This window comes from Streptomyces sp. SP18CS02 (assembly GCF_036322365.1).
GTDB lineage: Bacteria > Actinomycetota > Actinomycetes > Streptomycetales > Streptomycetaceae > Streptomyces.
Genome location: NZ_JAQYXC010000306.1, coordinates 112504 through 131118, shown reverse-complemented (window position 1 = coordinate 131118; position 18615 = coordinate 112504). Strand labels below are relative to the sequence as shown.

The 18615-nt window shown below is 72.3% G+C and carries 12 protein-coding genes and 1 pseudogene; 7 read left to right on the top strand and 6 right to left on the bottom strand.

Features of this window, described 5'->3' with window-relative positions; genetic code table 11:
- Positions 1 to 1077 carry a type III polyketide synthase gene (locus PUR26_RS34155; protein ID WP_329878738.1) on the bottom strand — a complete coding sequence of 359 codons (1077 nt, stop codon included), beginning with the start codon at positions 1075 to 1077 and terminating at the stop codon, positions 1 to 3.
- Positions 1078 to 1319: 242 nt separating this feature from the next.
- Between PUR26_RS34155 and PUR26_RS34150 the strand changes: the two genes are divergently transcribed.
- The 4 genes from PUR26_RS34150 (at position 1320) to PUR26_RS34135 (ending at position 4931) form a co-directional block, all read left to right on the top strand.
- Positions 1320 to 2570 carry a cytochrome P450 gene (locus PUR26_RS34150; protein WP_329878736.1) on the top strand — a complete coding sequence of 417 codons (1251 nt, stop codon included), beginning with the start codon at positions 1320 to 1322 and terminating at the stop codon, positions 2568 to 2570.
- A 187-nt stretch (positions 2571 to 2757) separates the two neighbouring features.
- Positions 2758 to 2973: an acyl-CoA carboxylase subunit epsilon gene (locus PUR26_RS34145; RefSeq protein ID WP_329878734.1), complete on the top strand. Its 216-nt coding sequence runs from the start codon at positions 2758 to 2760 to the stop codon at positions 2971 to 2973.
- Between the two features lie 277 nt (positions 2974 to 3250).
- Complete coding sequence (locus PUR26_RS34140) at positions 3251 to 3910, top strand: ScbR family autoregulator-binding transcription factor (protein WP_329878732.1); 660 nt, start codon at positions 3251 to 3253, stop codon at positions 3908 to 3910.
- Positions 3911 to 4166: 256 nt separating this feature from the next.
- A complete protein-coding gene (locus PUR26_RS34135; RefSeq protein WP_329878730.1) occupies positions 4167 to 4931 on the top strand; it encodes an SDR family NAD(P)-dependent oxidoreductase in 765 nt (254 codons plus the stop codon).
- A gap of 120 nt (positions 4932 to 5051) precedes the next feature.
- On the opposite strand, the gene PUR26_RS34130 is transcribed toward PUR26_RS34135, so the two are convergent.
- Positions 5052 to 5954: a ScbA/BarX family gamma-butyrolactone biosynthesis protein gene (locus PUR26_RS34130; RefSeq protein ID WP_329878728.1), complete on the bottom strand. Its 903-nt coding sequence runs from the start codon at positions 5952 to 5954 to the stop codon at positions 5052 to 5054.
- A gap of 190 nt (positions 5955 to 6144) precedes the next feature.
- Here PUR26_RS34130 and PUR26_RS34125 point away from each other — a divergent pair, with 190 nt between their 5' ends.
- The 3 genes from PUR26_RS34125 (at position 6145) to PUR26_RS34115 (ending at position 9257) form a co-directional block, all read left to right on the top strand.
- Positions 6145 to 6819, top strand: a complete 675-nt coding sequence (locus tag PUR26_RS34125) for a ScbR family autoregulator-binding transcription factor (RefSeq protein WP_329878726.1) — start codon at positions 6145 to 6147, stop codon at positions 6817 to 6819.
- Positions 6820 to 7055: 236 nt separating this feature from the next.
- On the top strand, positions 7056 to 8249 hold the full coding sequence (locus tag PUR26_RS34120) for an IS701 family transposase (RefSeq protein WP_329878724.1): 1194 nt from the start codon (positions 7056 to 7058) through the stop codon (positions 8247 to 8249).
- A gap of 165 nt (positions 8250 to 8414) precedes the next feature.
- Positions 8415 to 9257 carry an AfsR/SARP family transcriptional regulator gene (locus tag PUR26_RS34115; RefSeq protein ID WP_329878723.1) on the top strand — a complete coding sequence of 281 codons (843 nt, stop codon included), beginning with the start codon at positions 8415 to 8417 and terminating at the stop codon, positions 9255 to 9257.
- Between the two features lie 236 nt (positions 9258 to 9493).
- Here PUR26_RS34115 and PUR26_RS34110 read toward each other — a convergent pair whose 3' ends face one another.
- The 4 genes and pseudogenes from PUR26_RS34110 to PUR26_RS34095 all read right to left on the bottom strand — a co-directional run.
- A complete protein-coding gene (locus tag PUR26_RS34110; RefSeq protein ID WP_329878721.1) occupies positions 9494 to 10294 on the bottom strand; it encodes an oxidoreductase in 801 nt (266 codons plus the stop codon).
- A 140-nt stretch (positions 10295 to 10434) separates the two neighbouring features.
- Positions 10435 to 10902: a nuclear transport factor 2 family protein gene (locus tag PUR26_RS34105; protein ID WP_329878719.1), complete on the bottom strand. Its 468-nt coding sequence runs from the start codon at positions 10900 to 10902 to the stop codon at positions 10435 to 10437.
- 54 nt (positions 10903 to 10956) lie between these two features.
- Entirely contained in the window at positions 10957 to 12174 is a 1218-nt protein-coding gene (locus PUR26_RS34100; protein ID WP_329878717.1) for a cytochrome P450, read from the bottom strand.
- Between the two features lie 220 nt (positions 12175 to 12394).
- Positions 12395 to 18595 (bottom strand): annotated as a pseudogene (locus PUR26_RS34095) (type I polyketide synthase); the annotation flags it as partial.
- Between the last annotated feature and the right edge of the window lie 20 nt (positions 18596 to 18615).

Here is an 18615-nt window from a genome sequence, read left to right as displayed (position 1 = left end):
TCAGTTCCTCTGCGCGAGCGACAGCGTGTCCGGGATGGTCCAGCGGCCCAGGGTCATCTCCGCGGTGATCCCCGGACCGAAGCCGGCGAGCAGCCCGCGCGCGGTGTGCTCCGTTCCGCCCTCCTCGAAGAGCCTGCGCAGCGCGTCCAGGACGACCGCGCTGGCGATGTTGCCGTACTCGGTCAGGGTCGCCCGGCTGAAGCGGAACGCCTCGGGCTCCACTCCGAGGAACTTGCTGAGGTCGTCGAGGATCCTCGGCCCGCCCGCGTGGATGATGTAGAAGTCCAGCGCGGCGGCGTCCCAGCCGTGCAGCCCCGCGAGCTCCTTGAGGGCCGGAGCGAGCGGTTCCATGGTGCCCGGCACCCGCTTGTCGAGCTTGAAGTGGAAGCCGGTGGAACGGATGTCGTAGGCGATCCAGTCCTCGGTGTCCGGGACCAGATAGGAGCCGTTGCGCTCCAGCTCCACACCATGGCCGCCCCGGCCGCGCACCACGGCCGCGGCCAGACCGTCGCCGAACAGACCGTTGGAGAGCAGATTGCCCACGGTCAGGTCGGTCGGCTGGTAGCACAGCGAGCAGAACTCGCAGGCCACGATCAGAGCGTTCGCCTCGGGGTAGGCGGTGCAGAAGTCATGGGCCCGGTTGATCGCCGCTCCGCCTGCCGCGCACCCGAGCTGGGCGATCGGCACCTGACGGACGTCGGTGCGGAACTCCATGGAGTTGATCAGCCATGCGGTGAGCGACGGCATCATGAAGCCGGTGCACGACACATAGATGATCACGTCGATGTCGGTCGTGCGGAGTTCGGCCTCGTCGAGGGCCTGCCGGATGACGGCGGGCACCCGGGCCTTGGCCTCGGATTCGTACACCCGGTTGCGGTACTCGAAGCCGGGGTGTTCCAGCGTCTCCTCGATCGGTCGCAGAAGGTGCCGCTTCTCTACGCCGGTGTTCCGGATCAGCCGCAGTGCCAGTTCCAGTTGGGGATGGTCCGCATGGACGGACCGCGCCAGGTCGAGGGTCTGTTCCATGGTGATCACATGCTCGGGCACGGACACCGCGGGTCTGCACAGAGTGGCCATGACGTTGCGCCCTTCTCTCGCGTTTGATCAAAGGATCACGGACCGCCCACTGTTGCGCGCGCTGGGACGTCCCCCCTGCCGTCTGAGCCGAATCGGTGATGAGGGGGCCCGGCCGGGCCGATGGGCCGGCGATCGGGAAGGGATGTGGCGCCCGTTCACCGCGCCGGAACGGCCCTCCGGGTCTGACCGGCGCACCGCGCACCGCGCGCCCGTGCAACGCCGAACGCTGGGAGATGAACCCGATGACGTCCGAACCCGAGACGGTGACCGCGCCCGGTACCTGCCCGCATGAGGACGAGTCCGTCCACGTCTGGAATCTCGACGAACTGCAGGCCCTGGACTTCGACCCGCTGCTGACCAGACTGCTCCGCGAAGAGCCGGTGGCCCGCATCCGCCTGCCGTTCGGCGAGGGCAGCGCATGGCTCACGACGCGTTACGAGGATGTCAAACTGGCCTCCTCCGATCCCCGGCTCAGCCGCAAGGCCCTGGCGGAGCGCGGGGTGACCAGCTCCTCGCCGCACGCCATCGCCGCCAAGCACGCCGCCCTCAACTACGCGGACCCGCCCCACCTCACCCAGATGCGCCGCGTGGTGGCGCGCGCGTTCACCGGCAAGAGCATGCAGAGGCTGCGGCCCATGGCCCAGCGCACCGCGGACCGTCTGCTGGACGCGATGGAGCAGCAGGGTCCGCCCGCGGACCTGATGGAGCACCTGCACGGGCCCTTCCCGCTCTCGGTCGTCAGCGACCTGCTGGGCCTGCCGGAGGACGAGCGTTCGCAGATGACCTCCTGGGCGAACGTCATCATGGCCCCGCGCCCGGCCCCGGCCCGCAGCAAGGAGGCCAAGTCGACGGTGCGGGACGTCATCGTCGGACTGCTCGAACGGCGGCGCGCCGAGCCACAGGACGACCTGGCAGGCGTGCTCTCCGCGGCCTGCGAGGCGGGTGAGATCAACGAGCACGAGGCGATCTCGCTGGCCACCGCCATCCTGGTGAGCGGTGCGCACGCGGTGCGCAACAACAGCGCCAACATGGTCTACGCGCTTCTCACCCATCCGGAGCACCTCGCCCGGCTGCGCGCCGAGCCGGACCTGCTGCCGCAGGCCGTCGACGAGCTCCTGCGGTACATCCCCCACCGCAACGGAGTGGGGCTCCCCAGGATCGCGACCGAGGACCTGGAGATCGGTGGCGTCCTCATCAAGAAGGGGGAGGCGGTCTACTCCTCCTACCTGGCCGCGAACCGTGACCCCTCGGTCTTCGCCGACCCGGACGTCATCGACTTCGACCGAGGACCCAACGCGCATCTGTCGTTCGGCTTCGGGCCGCACCACTGTGTCGGATCGATGCTGGCGCGGATGGAGTCCGAGATCGTCCTCGCGTCCCTGCTCGACCGGTTCCCCGGGCTGCGCCTGGCGGTGCCGCCGGAGCAGATCGAGTGGCAGCAGGGTGCCCTGATCCGCGGGCCGCAGACACTGCCCGTGACCTGGGACGCCTGACGAGTGGTCACTCACCGGGAACGAGGCCCGGGGGCCGGCCGGCCCGGCCCCTTGACCGGGCCCGACGGCTCCGCCCAGCGGCTCCGAACGGCTGACGGGGTGGGCAGGCGGCCGGGTCGGGCGACCCGGTCACCCGGACGGCCCCGCCCAGGGTGCCGCCGGGCAACGGCGTTCGGACGATGAACGGGTGTCCGATCACCTGCGCATCGTCCACGGCAGCCCGAACGCCGTGGAACTCGCCGCCCTGACGGCCGTCCTGACCGCGCTCGCCTGCCGGCAGGCGGCTCAGCACCTGGAAATGGACCCGGCCCCGCCCCGGGCGCACTGGGACCGGAGCTGGAAGGTGCACCTCTCCCCGGGTTCCTGGCGCTGCGGGTCCGGGTTCCCCTACCACCGCCGCTGACCAACGCCGTTGGCCACCGCGTCGGCCCGCCCGAAGGTCCGCCGACGGTGAGTGAACGGCAACGAGGGGCGTGAAGCCGGGGCTTCGCGCCCCTCGGTATGCCCGTATCGCGCCCGTCACCCGGGTTTCGGGCAGCGAATGTGCAGTGGATGTGGCCATACGGGTACTGATGGCGACTGCGGACTAGTAGAGTAAACCATCCATCCGGTATGTTCCCGGATGGATTTTCTCTGTGTTCGAGTGTTCCGTTAGTCGTTGACTCTCTTTCGGAGCTGTGATGGCCAAGCAGGACCGTGCGGTGCGTACGCGTCAGGAACTGATCCGTTCGGCCGCTGAGGCTTTCAGCCGGGGCGGCTTCGCGTTGTCGTCCCTGACGGACATCAGCGCCAGGGCGGGGGTGAGCAGCGGTGCGCTGCATTTCCACTTCGCCAGCAAGAGGGCGTTGGGGGAGGCGGTGGAGACGGCCGCGGCCCAGACGCTGCGGCGCATCATCGCGCAGAGTCCGCTCGGACACCCGGTGCCGTTGCAGACGCTGGTGGACACCTCGCACGTGCTGGCGCAGCGGCTCGTCGACGACGTGGTGCTCCGCGCCGGGTTCGGCCTGGGCAGCGACGCGACCTGGCGGGAAGGGGTGGAGCTCTGGGGGGAGTGGCACTCCTGGGTCAGGTCGGTGCTCACGCTGGCCAGGCGGCGGGGCAATCTGGCGACCGATGTGGTCCTGGACGACGTGGTGTCCGCCGTGACCGCCGCCGTGGTGGGCTTCGAGGTGCTGGGACGCGCGGACGCGGAGTGGTGCTCGCGGCGTTCGCTGACCCGGTTCTGGGCGCTGATGCTGCCGAGGCTGTCGTCGGACAGGCTCCGGACGGAGCTGGATCCGGAGGGCACCGGAGCGGGGATGTGGCCGGAGGAGGCGGCGGTGGTGCCCGAGGCGGGGTGACGCCGGGCGTGATCCGTGGCGGGGGCGGCCCGCGAGGGGGAGGGGCGCGCGGCGATCACCGCCGGGGAAGAGCCGCCTTCGATGCGCCGGGCCGCCGTGCCGCGGCCGGCGCCGGTCAGGTGAACGCGACTGGCCGGCACGGGGGTTCAGCCCCCTGCCGGGCCCCGGGGACCTGAAACCGGACATGCGGTTTGTACCGTCTGGGGATGACCTGCCCCCTTGTCGGTGGCTCCGTCACGCCTGCCAGACTTGGGCCATGCGTAGTGATCTTCTTATCGGCAAGGTCGCCCTCATCACGGGCGCCAGCAGTGGTATCGGGGCAGCGGCGGCACGCGTGTTCGCCGCGGAGGGCGCGACGGTGGTACTCGCCGCGCGCAGGGAGGAGCGGCTGGCCGCTCTGGTCGACGAGTTGCGTGACCAGGGGGCGGAGGCGGCCCATGTGGTCTGCGATGTGTCCGTCGCCGCCGACGCGGTCAGAGCCGTCGGCTTCGCGGTCGAGCGGTACGGCCGCCTCGACGCGGCGTTCAACAACGCGGGCATCGGCGGCGACCGGACCGCGATGCATCTGATGTCGGACGATGTCTATGAGTCGATCATGGACACCAATGTGCGGGGCGTCTGGAACTGCCTGCGGGCCGAGATCGGGGCGATGCTGGAGAACGGTGGCGGCACGATCGTCAACAACAGCAGCGTCGCCGGGCTGGTGGCCATTCCGGCCGCCGCCCCCTACATCGCCTCCAAGCACGCCGTCGTGGGACTGACCCGGGCCGCCGCGGACGAGTACGCCAAGCAGGGGATCAGGGTGAACGCGGTGGCTCCCGGAACCACCCGCAGTGAGATCACCGCCGACTGGTTCGGGCGCAACCCCGGACTGGAGGACCTCGCCAATTCCCTCACCCCGCAGGGGCGTACGGCCCAGCCGGAGGAGATCGCCGCCGCAGCGGCCTGGCTGCTCAGCGACCGCTGCCCGTTCCTCACCGGCACGGTGCTGCCGGTGGACGGCGGTCTGGTCAACCAGTGACCCTGGAGGCGGGAAGCCCTGCCGGCGGGAGTGCCCGGCGGGTGGAGGCAGGAGCGTAGACGCGTGGAGGCGCGGACCGTCCCGATGGGCGGACCACGCCTCCATGGCGTACGGACATGCTCAGCGGGCCGTGCCGCTCAGGGCGATCCGGAAGGCGGTCTCTCCGCCCTGCGTGCCGGTGACCAGGACGGTGAGCGGGCCGGGCGCCATGCCGACGGCGCCGGTTCCCGTGCCGTTCGCGGCGGAGGCGACCACTTCGGCGTCGATCCAGCAGGGCTCGTCGAACTCGACGTAGCGGGTGAAGTCGCTGGTGACCGCGGTGGTCTCGAACACGACCGGCGCGAGGCCGGCGTGCGCGGCCTGGTAGGCCGCCTCGATCAGGACCAGTCCGGGGACGTGGTCGACCGGGTGGTCGAAGAGAAGGACGTTGGCGGACTCGTTGCGCAGCTGCCACCGGTGACCGGCGTCCCCGGCCGCGAGGACCACGTCGGTCACGGCGTCGCGGCCGACGGACTCGGGCGGCAGCGGCGCGGGCAGCGGCCACCGCGCCCAGTCGACCGTCAGGTGCTCACCGCGCAGGCGCCGGTAGGCGGCCGGGGATATCCAGCCGAACTGCGAGTCGGCCCGGGCCATGAGCACACCGTCCCGCAGGACGCGGATGTCCATGCTCAGGGCGGCCCGGCCGTTGTGCCTCGTCCGTGAGACGCCGACCTCGACGTCCAGGTCCACGGCGCGCCCGCGGGGAAGGCGGAAGGCCGGTTCGACGGAGTAGTTGAAGTCATGGAGCAAGGTCTGGTGGGCCGTCGGAACCGAATATTCCGCATGTGCGATGACCAGGCCGCTCTGCCGGATGAGCTGGGCCAGCATCCGGGGGTCGTACCGCCACTCCCCGGAGTGGGCCGGCCAGCGGGCGGTCAGTGAGAAGTCATCCGGCCCCAGGCGGGTCCAGCCTGTGACGTAGATGGTTTCCTCGTTCCTGAGGTGCACGTACTCTTTCGGAACCCCGGGCTCTGCCGTGCGCACGACGCTCAACGGAGGGAGCGCCGGGGATATGAGCCCGAGATCGTTGTGTGACGTACTCAGGCAGACAGTGGCTTCGGACACGGTGGTCCCCCCTGGACACAGTGCGTCTGGCACAAATAATCGATGGTGCGCTGATAAGATACCGGGTCTCCGGTCTTTTTCAAGTGAGACCAGAGCAGGGAGAGGCGAGTTGGCGAGACAGGAACGGGCGATCCGGACGCGCAGGGCCTTTCTGGAGGCCGCGGCCGAGGTCTTCAACGAACATGGCTATGACGCCGCGACCATCGCCGCGATCCTCGAGAAGGTCAGGCTCACCAGAGGGGCGCTGTACTTCCACTTCAATTCGAAGGAGGATCTGGCGCGCGGCGTGCTCGACGAGGCGGTGACGTCCGACGGCCTCACGCCGCAGCTGTTCAAGCTCCAGGAGTGGGTGGACATAGGGCTTCTGCTCGCCTACCGGCTGCCGAGGGAGCCGCTGCTCAGCGCCTCGATCCGGCTGTCCGTCGACCCCAAGGCGCGTGAGCTCTTCGGTACCCGCTGGCCCGACTGGATCACCCTGTCCAGTTCGCTGCTGGCGGAGGCCAAGGAGCGGGGCGAGCTGTTGCCGCACGCCGATCCGGTGAGCATCGCGCGCTTGTTCGTCGGATCGTGGACCGGTGTGCAGCTGGTGGCGGAGTCGGTACCCGAACAGCCCGACCTGTCCGACGAGATCTCCAGCCTGCTCGATCTGGTGCTGCCCAGCGTGGCCGTTCCCGGAGTGCTGGCCAAGCTCGACACGTCCGCGGGGCGGGCGGAGCGGCTCCTCGCCGCGGCGGAGGCGCGGTCGGAGGCCGAGGCCGAGGCGCAGGCGGAGGCCGTCGTCTGACGGTGGACCGGAAGCGGGACGGGCCGGGCCGGGGGGAACCGGTTCCGGCCCGTTCGGCTCTTCCTTGGGGGTTACGGAGGACTGCTGAAAGCCCATGAGGCTGATGCGGCCAGTCGTTGAGCCCTACACAAAAAACCGGATGAATGGTTTCTTTGGTGGAAGGGCATGGATCCGTCGGTGCCGAGGCGGCGCGGATCCATGTCTCGCACCTGGTTCGTCCGCGGGTTAGGGGAGCGATGGAAGCGTACGCACAGCACACCGGGCACGTCACCTCGGCCGAGACCACGCCCGGTGACCTGCCCGCCGATGTCCGTTCGCAGCTGTTCGCCTCGCTCCGCCGCAGCGGGCAGCGGCTGAGGGCGGAGCAGTACGTACGGGGGCTGTTGGCCTCCCCGGGGCGCAAGACGCTGCGGAACATCGCCGCGCACATCGGCGGCGCCTCCGCGCAGCAGAGCCTGCACCACTTCATCAGCGCCTCGCCCTGGGAGTGGATGCCGGTCCGGCGGGCGCTCGCCCGGCACGTCCAGCGATTACCGGGCCGGCAGGCGTGGGTGATCACCCCCACCGCGTTCCCCAAGGCCGGGTCCCACTCGATCGGTGTCGACCTCCAGTACATGCCGCACCTCGGGCAGACCATCAACGGGCAGCAGGCGCTGGGTGCCTGGATGGCCTCGGGGCGCTGGGCCGTGCCCGTGGACTGGCAGCTTCTGCTGCCGCGCCGCTGGCTGGAGGACTCGGTGCGGCGGCGGGCGAACATACCGGCGGACGCCGTGGCCGCGAGCCTGGAGGACTGCATCCAGGAGGTCGCTGACCGGCTCAAGGGCGCTCCGGACGTCCTCGGCAGACCCGTCGTGGTGGATGCCGAAGGGGTGGACGCCGTGGAGCTCGCCCGCCGGCTCGCCGCCGGGGGGCACGTCTTCCTGATCCGCACCGGCGGGCAGACCCGGCTGAGGATCGACGGGTCCGTCCTGCCCGCCTACGGGGAGCGGGAGTCGGACGCCGGGCAGCTCGTCGCCTCCCTCACCAGGCTGCGCAAGCCGGTCTGTCTGGACGGCGGCGGTCCCGTGACGGCCGCGGCGATCCCCGTGGTGCCGACGTGGGCCGCTGCGGGCCGGCGCGGCACGGCCGACGGGGTGTCCCGGGCCGGAATGCTGCTGGTGGGGGAGTGGTCGCTGCCCCGGCAGGGCGACTGCCGGCTGTGGCTGACCAACGCCGGTGACCGTCCGCTGCCGGACCTGCTGCGGCTGACCAGGCTCTCGGACGTGGTCGCGCGGGACTTCGCGGCCATCTCCGAGCGGGTGGGGGTGCGGGACTTCGCCGGACGCTCGTTCCAGGGCTGGCACCGCCACATCACGCTGGCCTCCGTCGCGCACTTCGCCGCGGTGCTCGGTCACGTCGCGGCGAAGAGCCCCGCGGGCATCGCGGCATAGGCCAAAGGCGCGTGACATGTGCCACAATAAAATACCTACCGGTTGGTAAGTTGACATTCTCTGTTCGAGGCACGATGGGTCACGAAGGGAACGTGCTTACGGTGTGGTCACACGTCGGGGAACACACGACACGAGCGCCGATCGCGCGGAACAGGAGTGTGGGCAGTGCAGTTCAACCTCATCGGTCCGTTCGAAATCATCACCGATGACGGCAGAGAGTACGCTCCCAATGCACCGAAGATCGGTCAGATGCTCGCTCTGCTCGCCTTGAAGCCCCGGGAGACGGTGGCTACGGATGTGCTGATCCGGGAGCTATGGGGCCAGGATCCGCCGCGCAGTGCGCTGAGAACGCTCCAGACCCACGTCTACCACGCGCGCAAGATGCTCGCGGACGAGAACGTCACGGCACCGGACCGGAACCTGCTGGTGACCCGCGCCCCCGGCTACGAGGTGCGGGTGAACGACGACGAGGTCGACGTCAGCAGCTTCGAACGGTTCATCCGACGAGCCCAGTGGGAGTTCACCGAGGGGGCGTTCGAACGGGCCGGGGAGCATCTGCGCAGGGCCCTGGAGCTGTGGCGCGGACCCGTGCTCAGCAATGTGCCGATCGGGCCCGTGCTGGCGGGGCGGATCGCCCGGGTGGAGGAGCTGCGCATCCGCGCGCTGGAGTTGCGCGTCGAGACGGAGAACCGGCTGGGCAGGCAGCGGGAGTTGCTGCCCGACCTGCGGACGCTGGTCAGTGAGTACCCGCTCCACGAGTGGTTCCACGGCCAGTTGATCTGGGCGCTGCACCAGTCCGGCCGCCGGGGCGAGGCGCTCCAGGCGTACCGGAACCTCTACCGCATCCTCAAGAAGGAGCTGGGTCTCGAACCCTCGCCGGACCTGCGCAGGCTCCAGGCCGAGATCCTCAACGCGGCCGGTGGCGACGCCCCCGTCCTGCTGCGCCGTGAGGACCGGCAGGAACGCTCCAGGCCGGCCCCGCTGTGGGCCGCCGAGGTCGCCAGCTGATCCGCTCCCGCCGTTGTCCGGCCGGCCTCCCGGCCGGTCGTGCCGCTCGTCGGCGGGGGCGACGGCGCAGGCCGCCTGGAGGCCGTTCGCCGGACCCCCGGGACCGGTCACCGGCCGGTCCGGTGGTGGCACGTGCCACCACCGGACCGCGTCCGGGTGATTCCCCGGACCGCCGGGGCGGGCCCCGGCGGGCCCCGGCGGGCGCGTCCGCGCACCCACCGGTCCCGCGGCGCCCGTCACACCTGCGGCAGCGCGCCGGCGTCGATCACATAGCTGGCGCCCGCTATGCGCGCGGCGCGGTCCGAGGCGAGGAACGACACCAGGTCGGCGACGTCGGCGGCCTCGGTGACGCCCTTCATCGGGCTCCCCTCGGCCTGGATCATCATGTCGTTGATCTCGTCGCTGCCCTGTCCCGTGGCCTCCACGAGGTTCTGGGCGACCAGGTCCATCGCGGACGTCTTCGTCAGCCCGGGGAGCAGGCTGTTGACGCGGATGCCGTGCGGCGCGACCTCGGTGGCCAGGCCCTTGGCGTAGTTGACGAGTGCCGCCTTGGCCGCCCCGTAGTGCAGCAGCGCGGGCGTCGGCCGGAGCGCCACCGTGGAGGCCATCTGGATGATCACACCGCTGCCCTGCTTGATCATCGACGGCAGGACCGCCCGGTCCAGGCGCACGGCGGAGAGGTAGTTGGTCATCAGCGCCTCGACCCATACCTCGTCGGGGATGGACGCGAAGCCCCCCAGGTGCGGCATGCCGCCGCTGCTGGCCCCGCCCGCGTTGTTGACCAGGACGTCGACCCCGCCCAGGAGGTTCAGCGTCTCCTCGGCGAGGTGCTGTACGCCCTCGGGGGTTCCGACGTCCGCCCTCACCAGCCGTACCCCGTCGGGCAGGTCCGGGGCTTCCCCGCGGGCCGCCGCGACGACGGTCGCGCCGTCCTCGACGAGCCGCTGGACGATGGCGAGCCCGATACCGCGGCTTCCGCCGGTGACCAGGACGCGCTTGCCGCTCGCGCCCGTGGATGCGCCCTTGTCCTGGGCCATGATGAGCTCCTGTCTTCGTGAGCGCGTGGAGAACCGGACGCGCTGTGGTCGGCGATCCGCCGGGCCGGCACGGCCGTTGCTGCCGTGCCGGCCCGGCGGTGGTTGCGGGGCAGCCCGCGAGGGCTCCCCCGCCGGAGCGTTCAGGAGGTCTGCTTGGCCGCCTGGCGCTCCGCCGCGATGTCCGCGATGTTCTTGTTGCCCTCGGCCCACGAGATCGACATGGCCAGCTCGTCGATCCTCCACGTGTCACCGGAGCGGATCAGATGGAAGCGGTACGTCCCGCCGATCCTCCACAGCGGGGAGCCGTGGGGGTTGTCCAGACGGTGGGTCGCCTGGAACGAGGCGGTGCACTCCGCGGCGTCGGCACCTTCGAGGGTCACCAGGTGGTTGGTCATCAGGTGCTGCGAAGCGTCGTAGCCGCCGAGGACCGCGACCCACGAGTCGACCAGGTCCGTCGCTGGCACTGCCGACGGCGTCCCGCCCAGCAGACTGGTGTAGTCGACCAGGACCTTGGGTGTGAACAGGGCCGTGGCCTTGTCCCACTCGTGGCGGTCGCAGTGCCACCCCATACGGTCGCAGGTCTCGATGATCGCGTAACGGTCGTCCATAGATGTGTCCTTGCCGAGATCGGTCCGGTGGGACCGGGGGGTGGTCCGGGTCCGTTACCAGGTGACGGGCAGGTCGTGAAGGCCTTCGAGCGTCATGCCGACCTTCATGGAGACCTCGTCCATCGGGACCGCCAGCCGCAGCGTGGGAATGCGCTCGAAGAGCGTGCCGAAGAGGATCTCCAGCTCGGCCCGGGCGAGGTTCTCCCCCAGGCAGCGGTGCGGTCCGTGCCCGAACGCCAGGTGGCCCTGGGTGGAGCGGCGGATGTCGAACGTGTGCGGGTCCTCGAAGGCCTCGGGGTCGCGGTTGGCCGCGGCCGTCGACAGGATGACGCCGTCACCCTCCTTGATGAGCCGGCCCGCCACCTCGACGTCGGCCGTGGCGACCCGCAGGGTCGTCAGGTCGGCGATCGACAGGAAGCGCATCAGCTCCTCGACGGCACCCGGCAGGAGAGAGGGGTCCTCACGCAGCAGCGCCAGCTGGTCGGGGTGCTCCAGCAGGGTGAGGGTGCCCAGCCCGATCATGCTCGTGGTGGTCTCCTGACCGCCGATGAGCAGGGCGACCATCAGCTTGGACACCTCTATGGAGGTGAGCTCGCCGGTGTTGAGCCGCTCGGTGATGAGCGTGCTGAGCAGGTCGTCCCCGAGGTCCTTCTGCTTGGCCTCCACCACCTGCACCAGGTAGTCGAGCAGTTCACGCCCGGCGCGGATGGCCTGCTCCAGGTCGGGGGCCTGCATGATGCCCTGGGCGTGCTCCTCGAACAGCTCGTGCTCGTGGTAGGAGATGCCGAGCATCTTGCAGATGACCCGCGACGGCAGCGGCCGGCCGAGCACCGCGACCAGGTCCACGGGACCCTCGTGGGTGAGCAGCTCGTCGATGAGCTCGTCGGCGACCTGCTGGATCATCGGCCGCAGCTTCTCCACCTGCTTCAGCGTGAAGCGGGGCAGCAGCATCTTGCGACGCGACTTGTGCGGCTCACCGTCCAGGCCGAACAGCTCCTGGGTGAACTCCGGGAAGTTCTTCTCCCGCTCGGCCAGGATCGGGAAGGCCGGGTTGTCGTGGTCGGAGGAGAAGAGCTTGGCGTTGGCGAACATCTCCCGGGTCTCCTTGTGCTGTGTCACCAGCCACGCGACCCGGTCGTCGTAGAGCCGCACCTGGGAGAGCGGGCCCTCCTCGCTCAGCTCGTTGTACTCCGTCGGCGGGTGGTAGGGGCAGCCCCGCTGCATCGGGTATTCGTGCAGTCCTTCGCTGGGTGCCGTCGTCGTCTCGCTCATGACTGACCTTTCTCGTTGCGGAGCCCGCGGGAAGTGCGGAAGCCGCTGGAACAGGGGTGATCGGGGAAACTGCGGGCAGTGCGGGAACCGCCGGGGCGGAGCCGGCCGGGCGTACCGCGCCGGGCGAGGCCGCCGGGCGAGCGGGGCCCACCGGGTAAGCCGGGCGAACCGCCGACCCCCCGGCCGGTGCCCGTGCGGGCCCCGGCCCCGCGGCGCCCGGTCACCGCGCGGCCCGCGCGGCCGGGTCGCCCTGCCCGGACAGGACGGGGTGGGCGGCGAGCCAGTCGTGGACGGACCGCGCGACCGCGTCGGCGTGGTCCTCCATGATCGTGAAGTGGTCTCCCGGGACCTTCTCGACCGCCATCGGGAAGGCCGGGACCCGGTCCCAGGCGCCGGGCGGAGGGGCCTGGTCGCCCTCGCCGACCGGCATGGGGTCGGTCGCCTGGATCAGCACCGTGGGCGCGTCGGTGGCGGCCGGTTCGAAGGCCGCGAACAACCGCAGGTACGCACCCATCGCGGTCCACCGGACGTGGTCGATCCGGCCGAACACCTCCTCCCGGTCGAACATGCCACGGGTCAGCAGCGGCTGGATCAGCGGCAGCCGGCTGTCGACGAAGTACGTGTCCAGCAGCACCACCGCCGACGGGCCGGTACCCCGCTGCTCCAGATGCCGGGCCACCGCGTTGGCCAGCCAGCCCCCGGAGGAGTAGCCGACCAGCACGAACGGGTCGCCGGCCGCGCACTCCAGTACCGCCCTGGCCTGGGTCTCGACCAGGGTCGCGAAGTCGGCGGGCAGCGGCTCGCCCTCGACGAAGCCGGGGATCTGCATCACCGACACGTCCCGCACCCCGGCGAGCGTCGTGGCGAACCGCGCGTACTGCAGCGGGCTGGACGACGCCCCGATGGTGGGGAAGCAGATCAGCGCCGGACGCTCGGAGCCGTTCGCCAACCGAATCGGCTCGCCCGCCGCACCCTCCTCGGCGGTGAACACCGGGCGCAGCCGGGAAGCGGCCATCACGAACTCGTTCGCCTCGCCGACCCTGTCCTGCGCGCACGCCTCCCGGTACAGGGCGTCGATGGTGTCCACCGTCCCGGCGCCGGCCCCGGCCCCGCCGGGCGCCGCGGCCGCGCCCAGCAGCTCGTCGAGCCGCTCGGCCAGCGCCGCCGGGGTGCCGCTGTCGAAGACCACGGTGGCCGGCAGCCGCAGACCCGTCGCCTCACCCAGCGCGTTGCGCAGCTCCACGGCGGTCAGCGAGTCGAAGCCCGACTCCAGGAACGGCCGTGAGGCGTCGAGCGCCTCAGCCGAGGCATGACCCAGCACGCTCGCGGCCCGGGACAGCACCAGCTCGCGCAGCGCCGGGCCGCGTTCGGCGGCGGAGAGCCCCTCCACCCCGCGTACGCCCTGCTCGGGCCGCGTCCGCGTGACGGGCACCAGGCCCCGCAGCAGCGGCGGCACCCCCTCCCCGCCCGCCCTGGCACGCAGGGCGGCGGTGTCGAGCCGCATCGGTACGAGGAGAGGGTCGGTGCCGGCCCACGCCAGGTCGAACAGGGCCAGCCCTTCCTCGGCGGACAGCGGCAGGGCCCCCGCCCTGGCGAGCCGCTCCAGCCCGCCGCCCTCCAGCGTGCCGGTCATCCCGCCGTGCCGTTCCTCCCACGGCCCCCATGCCAGCGAGACCCCGGGAAGACCCCGGGCGGCCCGGGCGTGGGCGAGCGAGTCGAGGAAGGCGTTGGCGGCCGCGTAGTTGCCCTGGCCCGCCGCGCCCAGCACACCGGCCGCCGAGGAGAACAGGACGAACGCCGACAGGTCCGCGTCCCGCGTCAGTTCGTGCAGATGCCAGGCGGCGTCCAGCTTGGCGCGCAGCACCGCGTCCACCCGCTCGGGCGAGAGCGAGGTGAGCACACCGTCGTCGATCACCCCGGCGGCGTGCACCACCGCCGTCAGCGGATGTTCCGGGTCCACCTGGGCCAGCAGCCCGGCCACCGCGTCCCGGTCGCCGACGTCACAGGCCGCCACCGTGACCCGCGCACCGAGCCCCGTGAGCTCGTCCGCCAGCCGCCCGGCACCCTCGGCGGCGCTTCCGCGACGGCTCGCCAGCACCAGGTGGCGCACCCCGTGCGTCTCCACCAGCCGACGGGCCACCAGCCCGCCCAGGCCCCCGGTGCCACCCGTCACGAGCACGGTGCCGTCCGGATCCGGGACGGAGCCCGTGCCGGCGCCGGGCACCGCGCCACGGGCCAGCCGCGGCGCCGCCAGAGCGCCGCCACGGACCGCCAACTGGGGCTCCTCGGAGCCCAGCGCCGAGGACAGGGCGCGCAGTGACGCCTCCTCGCCGTCGATGTCGACCAGCGCGAACCGGCCGGGGTTCTCCGTCTGGGCGGAACGGATCAGACCCCACACGGTCGCCTGCGCCGGCCCGGGAACGTCCTCTCCCGGCACGGCGGCCAGCGCCCCCCTGGTCACAAGGGTCAGACGCCGTCCCGCGAACCGCTCGCCGGCCAGCCACGACCGGGCCGCCGCCAGCGCGTCGTGCGCCGCCCGGTGTCCCGCCGCCGCGACGTCCGCCCCGGCGTCCGCCGTGACCGCGAGGATCACGGCGTCGGGCTCGGGTGCGGCGTCGTCGGCCAGTTCGCCCAGGTCGGCGTAGCGCGCGACCCGGGCGCCGGACGCCTCCAGGGCGTCGGCCAGTCCACCGCCCGCCGCGCCCACCACCGCGTACCGGGCAGGGCTCCGCTCGGGCGCGGGCACCGGCGTCCAGTCGACGCGCAGCAGCGCGTCGCGCGCCACCCCGCTCGCCGCCCGGATCTGCTCCCGTGAGATCGGGCGCAGCACCAGGGAGCCGATCGAGACGACCGGCTGCCCGTGTTCGTCGGATGCCGTCACGGTCACGCTGTCGGGCCCCGAGGCCGCGAGCCGCACCCGCAGGACGCGGGCACCCGTGGTGGCCAGCGAGACGTCGTTCCAGGAGAACGGCACCAACGCCCCCTCCCGCCCCTCGATCAGCCCGCCGAGCGCGACCCCGTGCAACGCGGCGTCCAGCAGGGCCGGATGCACGCCGAACCGGGCCGCGGCGTCCGCGTGCTCCTCGGGCAGCGCCACCTCGGCGAAGACCTCCCCACCGCGCCGCCAGGCCGCGCCGAGCCCCTGGAACACCGGCCCGTAGCCCATGCCCACGGCGGCGAGATCGTCGTAGAGCTCCGACACGTCGAGCGCGTCGGCGCCCTCCGGCGGCCACACCCGGGGGTGCTCCGCCCGCGTCGACGCCTCGGCGCCCAGCAGACCGGTGGCATGACGGGTCCAGTTCTCCCGGGGCTGGGCGTCCTGCGGCTGGGAGTACACGCCCACCGTGCGACGCCCGGACGCGTCCGCCGCACCCAGGACGACCTGGGCGCGTACGGCCCCGCCCTCGGCCACGACGAGCGGCGCCTCCAGGGCGAGCTCCTCGACCACCGGCACGCCGGCGAACCGGCCCGCCGCCAGCGCCATGTCCACCAGCGCGGTTCCCGGCAGCACCGGTGCGCCGAGCACCGTGTGGTCCGCCAGCCAGGACGCCTCGGCGGCCGACAGCCGTCCGGTGAACAGGAAGCCCTCACCGGCCGGGAGTTCGGTGGCGGCGCCGAGCAGCGGATGGTCCACCTCCCGCAGCCCCGCCAGGTGGGGCAGGCCGGCCTCGCCCGCGTCCGGTCCGGCGTCCAGCCAGAAGCGCCGGCGCTGGAAGGGGTACGTCGGGAGGTCCACCGGCCGGGCGCCGGTGCCGGAGAAATACGTCCCCCAGTCCACCGGCACACCCCGCACATGCAGCCGGGACACGGCCGTGACCAGGGTCTCCTCCTCGGGCCGGCCGGCGCGCAGCGCCGCGACCGGCACCGCGTCCTCCCGTGTGAGCGCGCCCTCGACCATCGGCGTCAGCACGCCGTCGGGGCCCAGCTCCACGAAGGCGCTCACGCCCGCGGCCTCCAGCGTGCGGACCGCGTCCCGGAAGCGCACCGCGCCGCGTGCCTGCCGGGCCCAGTAGTCCGGCGACCGCAGCTCCGCCACCGGCACGGCCTCGCCGGTCAGCGTCGACACCAGCGGAATGCGCGGAGTACGGAAGTCGAGCCCGGCGGCGATGCGGCGGAACTCCTCCAGCATCCCGTCCATGTGGGGGGAGTGGAAGGCGTGGCTGACCCGCAGCCGCCGGGTCTTGCGGCCGCGCTCGGAGAACCGGCGCGCGATCTCCTCCACCGCGTCCTCGTCGCCGCTCACGACGACCGACGAGGGGCCGTTGACGGCCGCGATGCCCGCCCGGTCCAGGGTGCCCGCCAGCTCCGCGAGCACCTCCTCCTCGCTCGCCTGGACCGCCGTCATCGCCCCGCCCGACGGCATGCCCTGCATCAGCCGGCCGCGGTGGGCCACCAGCAGGGCGGCGTCCGCGAGCGACAGCACACCGCTGACGTGCGCCGCGGCCAGCTCGCCGATCGAGTGCCCGGCCACGAAGTCCGGGCGGACACCCCAGTGTTCCAGCAGCCGGAACAGGGCGACCTCGATCGCGAACAGCGCGGGCTGGGCGTAGGCCGTCCGGTCGAGGACGTCACCGGCCTCCGGGCCGGCGGACACGACCTCCTTGAGCGGCCGGTCCAGATGCACGTCCAGCGCGGCGCAGACGGTGTCCAGCGCGTCGGCGAACGCGGGGAAGGCGGCGTACAGCTCGCGCCCCATGTCGCGGCGCTGGCTGCCCTGCCCGGTGAACAGGAAGGCGACCTTGGGGGTACCGGCCACGCCGCGCACCAGGCCGGGGGCGACCTCCCCGGCGGCCAGGGAGCCCAGCGCCCCCCGCACCCGCGCCCTGTCCCCGCCGACCACGACGGCGCGGTGGTCGAGCGCGGCGCGCGACGCCAGGGACGAGGCGGCGTCGACGAGCCGGGTGTCGGGCCGCTCGTCGAGGTGGTCCAGCAGCCCCTGGGCCTGGGCCCGCAGGGCGTCCTCGCTCTTCGCCGACAGCAACCACGGCCGTACGACGCCGTCGTCGTCCGCGGCCGCCGTCACCTCGTCGGCCACCGGGGCCGGGGGGGCCTGTTCGAGGATGACGTGGGCGTTGGTGCCGCTGACGCCGAAGGAGGAGACGCCGGCGCGGCGCGGGCGGTCCCCGCCCTTGGGCCACGCGCGCTGCTCGGTGAGCAGGCGTACGGCTCCGGCGGTCCAGTCGACGTGCGGGGTGGGCTCGTCGACGTGCAGGGTGCGCGGGAGCACCCCGTGGCGCATGGCCATCACCATCTTGATGACACCGGCCACACCGGCGGCCGCCTGCGTATGGCCGATGTTGGACTTCACCGAACCCAGCCACAGCGGCCGGTCCTCGGGCCGGTCCTGACCGTACGCCGAGAGCACGGCCTGCGCCTCGATCGGGTCGCCCAGCCTGGTGCCGGTGCCGTGCGCTTCCACCACGTCCACCTCGGCGGGCGACAGCCGCGCGTTGGCCAGCGCCTGGCGGATCACCCGCTGCTGCGAGGGGCCGTTGGGGGCCGTCAGCCCGCTGCTCGCGCCGTCCTGGTTGACGGCGGAGCCGCGTACCACCGCGAGGACGGGGTGGCCGTTGCGGCGGGCGTCGGAGAGCCGCTCCAGGACCAGGACGCCGGCGCCCTCGCCCCAGCCGGTGCCGTCGGCGGCGGCCGCGAACGGCTTGCACCGCCCGTCGGAGGCGAGCCCGCCCTGCCGGCTGAACTCCACGAACACACCGGGTGTCGACATCACGGTCACACCGCCGGCCAGCGCCAGCGAGCACTCACCCGCACGCAGCGCCTGACTCGCCAGATGCAGCGACACCAGCGACGAGGAGCACGCCGTGTCCACCGTCACCGCCGGGCCCTCCAGCCCGAAGGTGTACGAGACCCGGCCCGAGGCGACGCTTCCGGCGCTGCCGTTGCCGATGTACCCCTCAAGTCCCTCCGGCGCACGGGTGAAGCGGCCGCCGTAGTCGCTGTACATGACGCCGAGGTACACGCCGGTGCGGCTGCCGCGCAGACTGTCCGGGCTGATCCGCGCCCGCTCCAGCACCTCCCAGGTGACCTCCAGCAGCAGCCGCTGCTGCGGGTCCATGGCCAGCGCCTCCCGGGGACTGATCCCGAAGAACGCCGGGTCGAACTCGGCGGCGTCGTAGAGGAATCCGCCGACACCGGCGTGGGAGCTGCCGGGCCGGTCGGGGTCGGGGTCGAGCAGCCGGTCGAGGTCCCAGCCCCGGTCGGACGGCAGGTCGCTGACCGTGTCGCGCCCCTCGGCGACCAGCTGCCACAGGTCCTCGGGGGTGCGGGCGCCGCCCGGGTACCGGCAGGCCATCGCGACCACCGCGATCGGCTCCCGGTCCCTGGCCTCCAGCGCGTCCAGACGCTGCCGCGTCTGCTGCCCCTCGGCGATCGCCCGCTTCAGATAGTCGCGGAGCTTCGCTTCATCCGCCATGCGTTACACAC

Excerpts from the sequence above, each read along its gene's own strand:
- PUR26_RS34150 (WP_329878736.1), top strand. The coding sequence starts at position 1,320 with ATGACGTCCGAACCCGAGACGGTGACCGCGCCCGGTACCTGCCCGCAT.
- PUR26_RS34155 (WP_329878738.1), bottom strand. The coding sequence starts at position 1,077 with ATGGCCACTCTGTGCAGACCCGCGGTGTCCGTGCCCGAGCATGTGATC.
- PUR26_RS34135 (WP_329878730.1), top strand. The coding sequence starts at position 4,167 with ATGCGTAGTGATCTTCTTATCGGCAAGGTCGCCCTCATCACGGGCGCC.
- PUR26_RS34140 (WP_329878732.1), top strand. The coding sequence starts at position 3,251 with ATGGCCAAGCAGGACCGTGCGGTGCGTACGCGTCAGGAACTGATCCGT.
- PUR26_RS34110 (WP_329878721.1), bottom strand. The coding sequence starts at position 10,294 with ATGGCCCAGGACAAGGGCGCATCCACGGGCGCGAGCGGCAAGCGCGTC.
- PUR26_RS34100 (WP_329878717.1), bottom strand. The coding sequence starts at position 12,174 with ATGAGCGAGACGACGACGGCACCCAGCGAAGGACTGCACGAATACCCG.
- PUR26_RS34120 (WP_329878724.1), top strand. The coding sequence starts at position 7,056 with ATGGAAGCGTACGCACAGCACACCGGGCACGTCACCTCGGCCGAGACC.
- PUR26_RS34105 (WP_329878719.1), bottom strand. The coding sequence starts at position 10,902 with ATGGACGACCGTTACGCGATCATCGAGACCTGCGACCGTATGGGGTGG.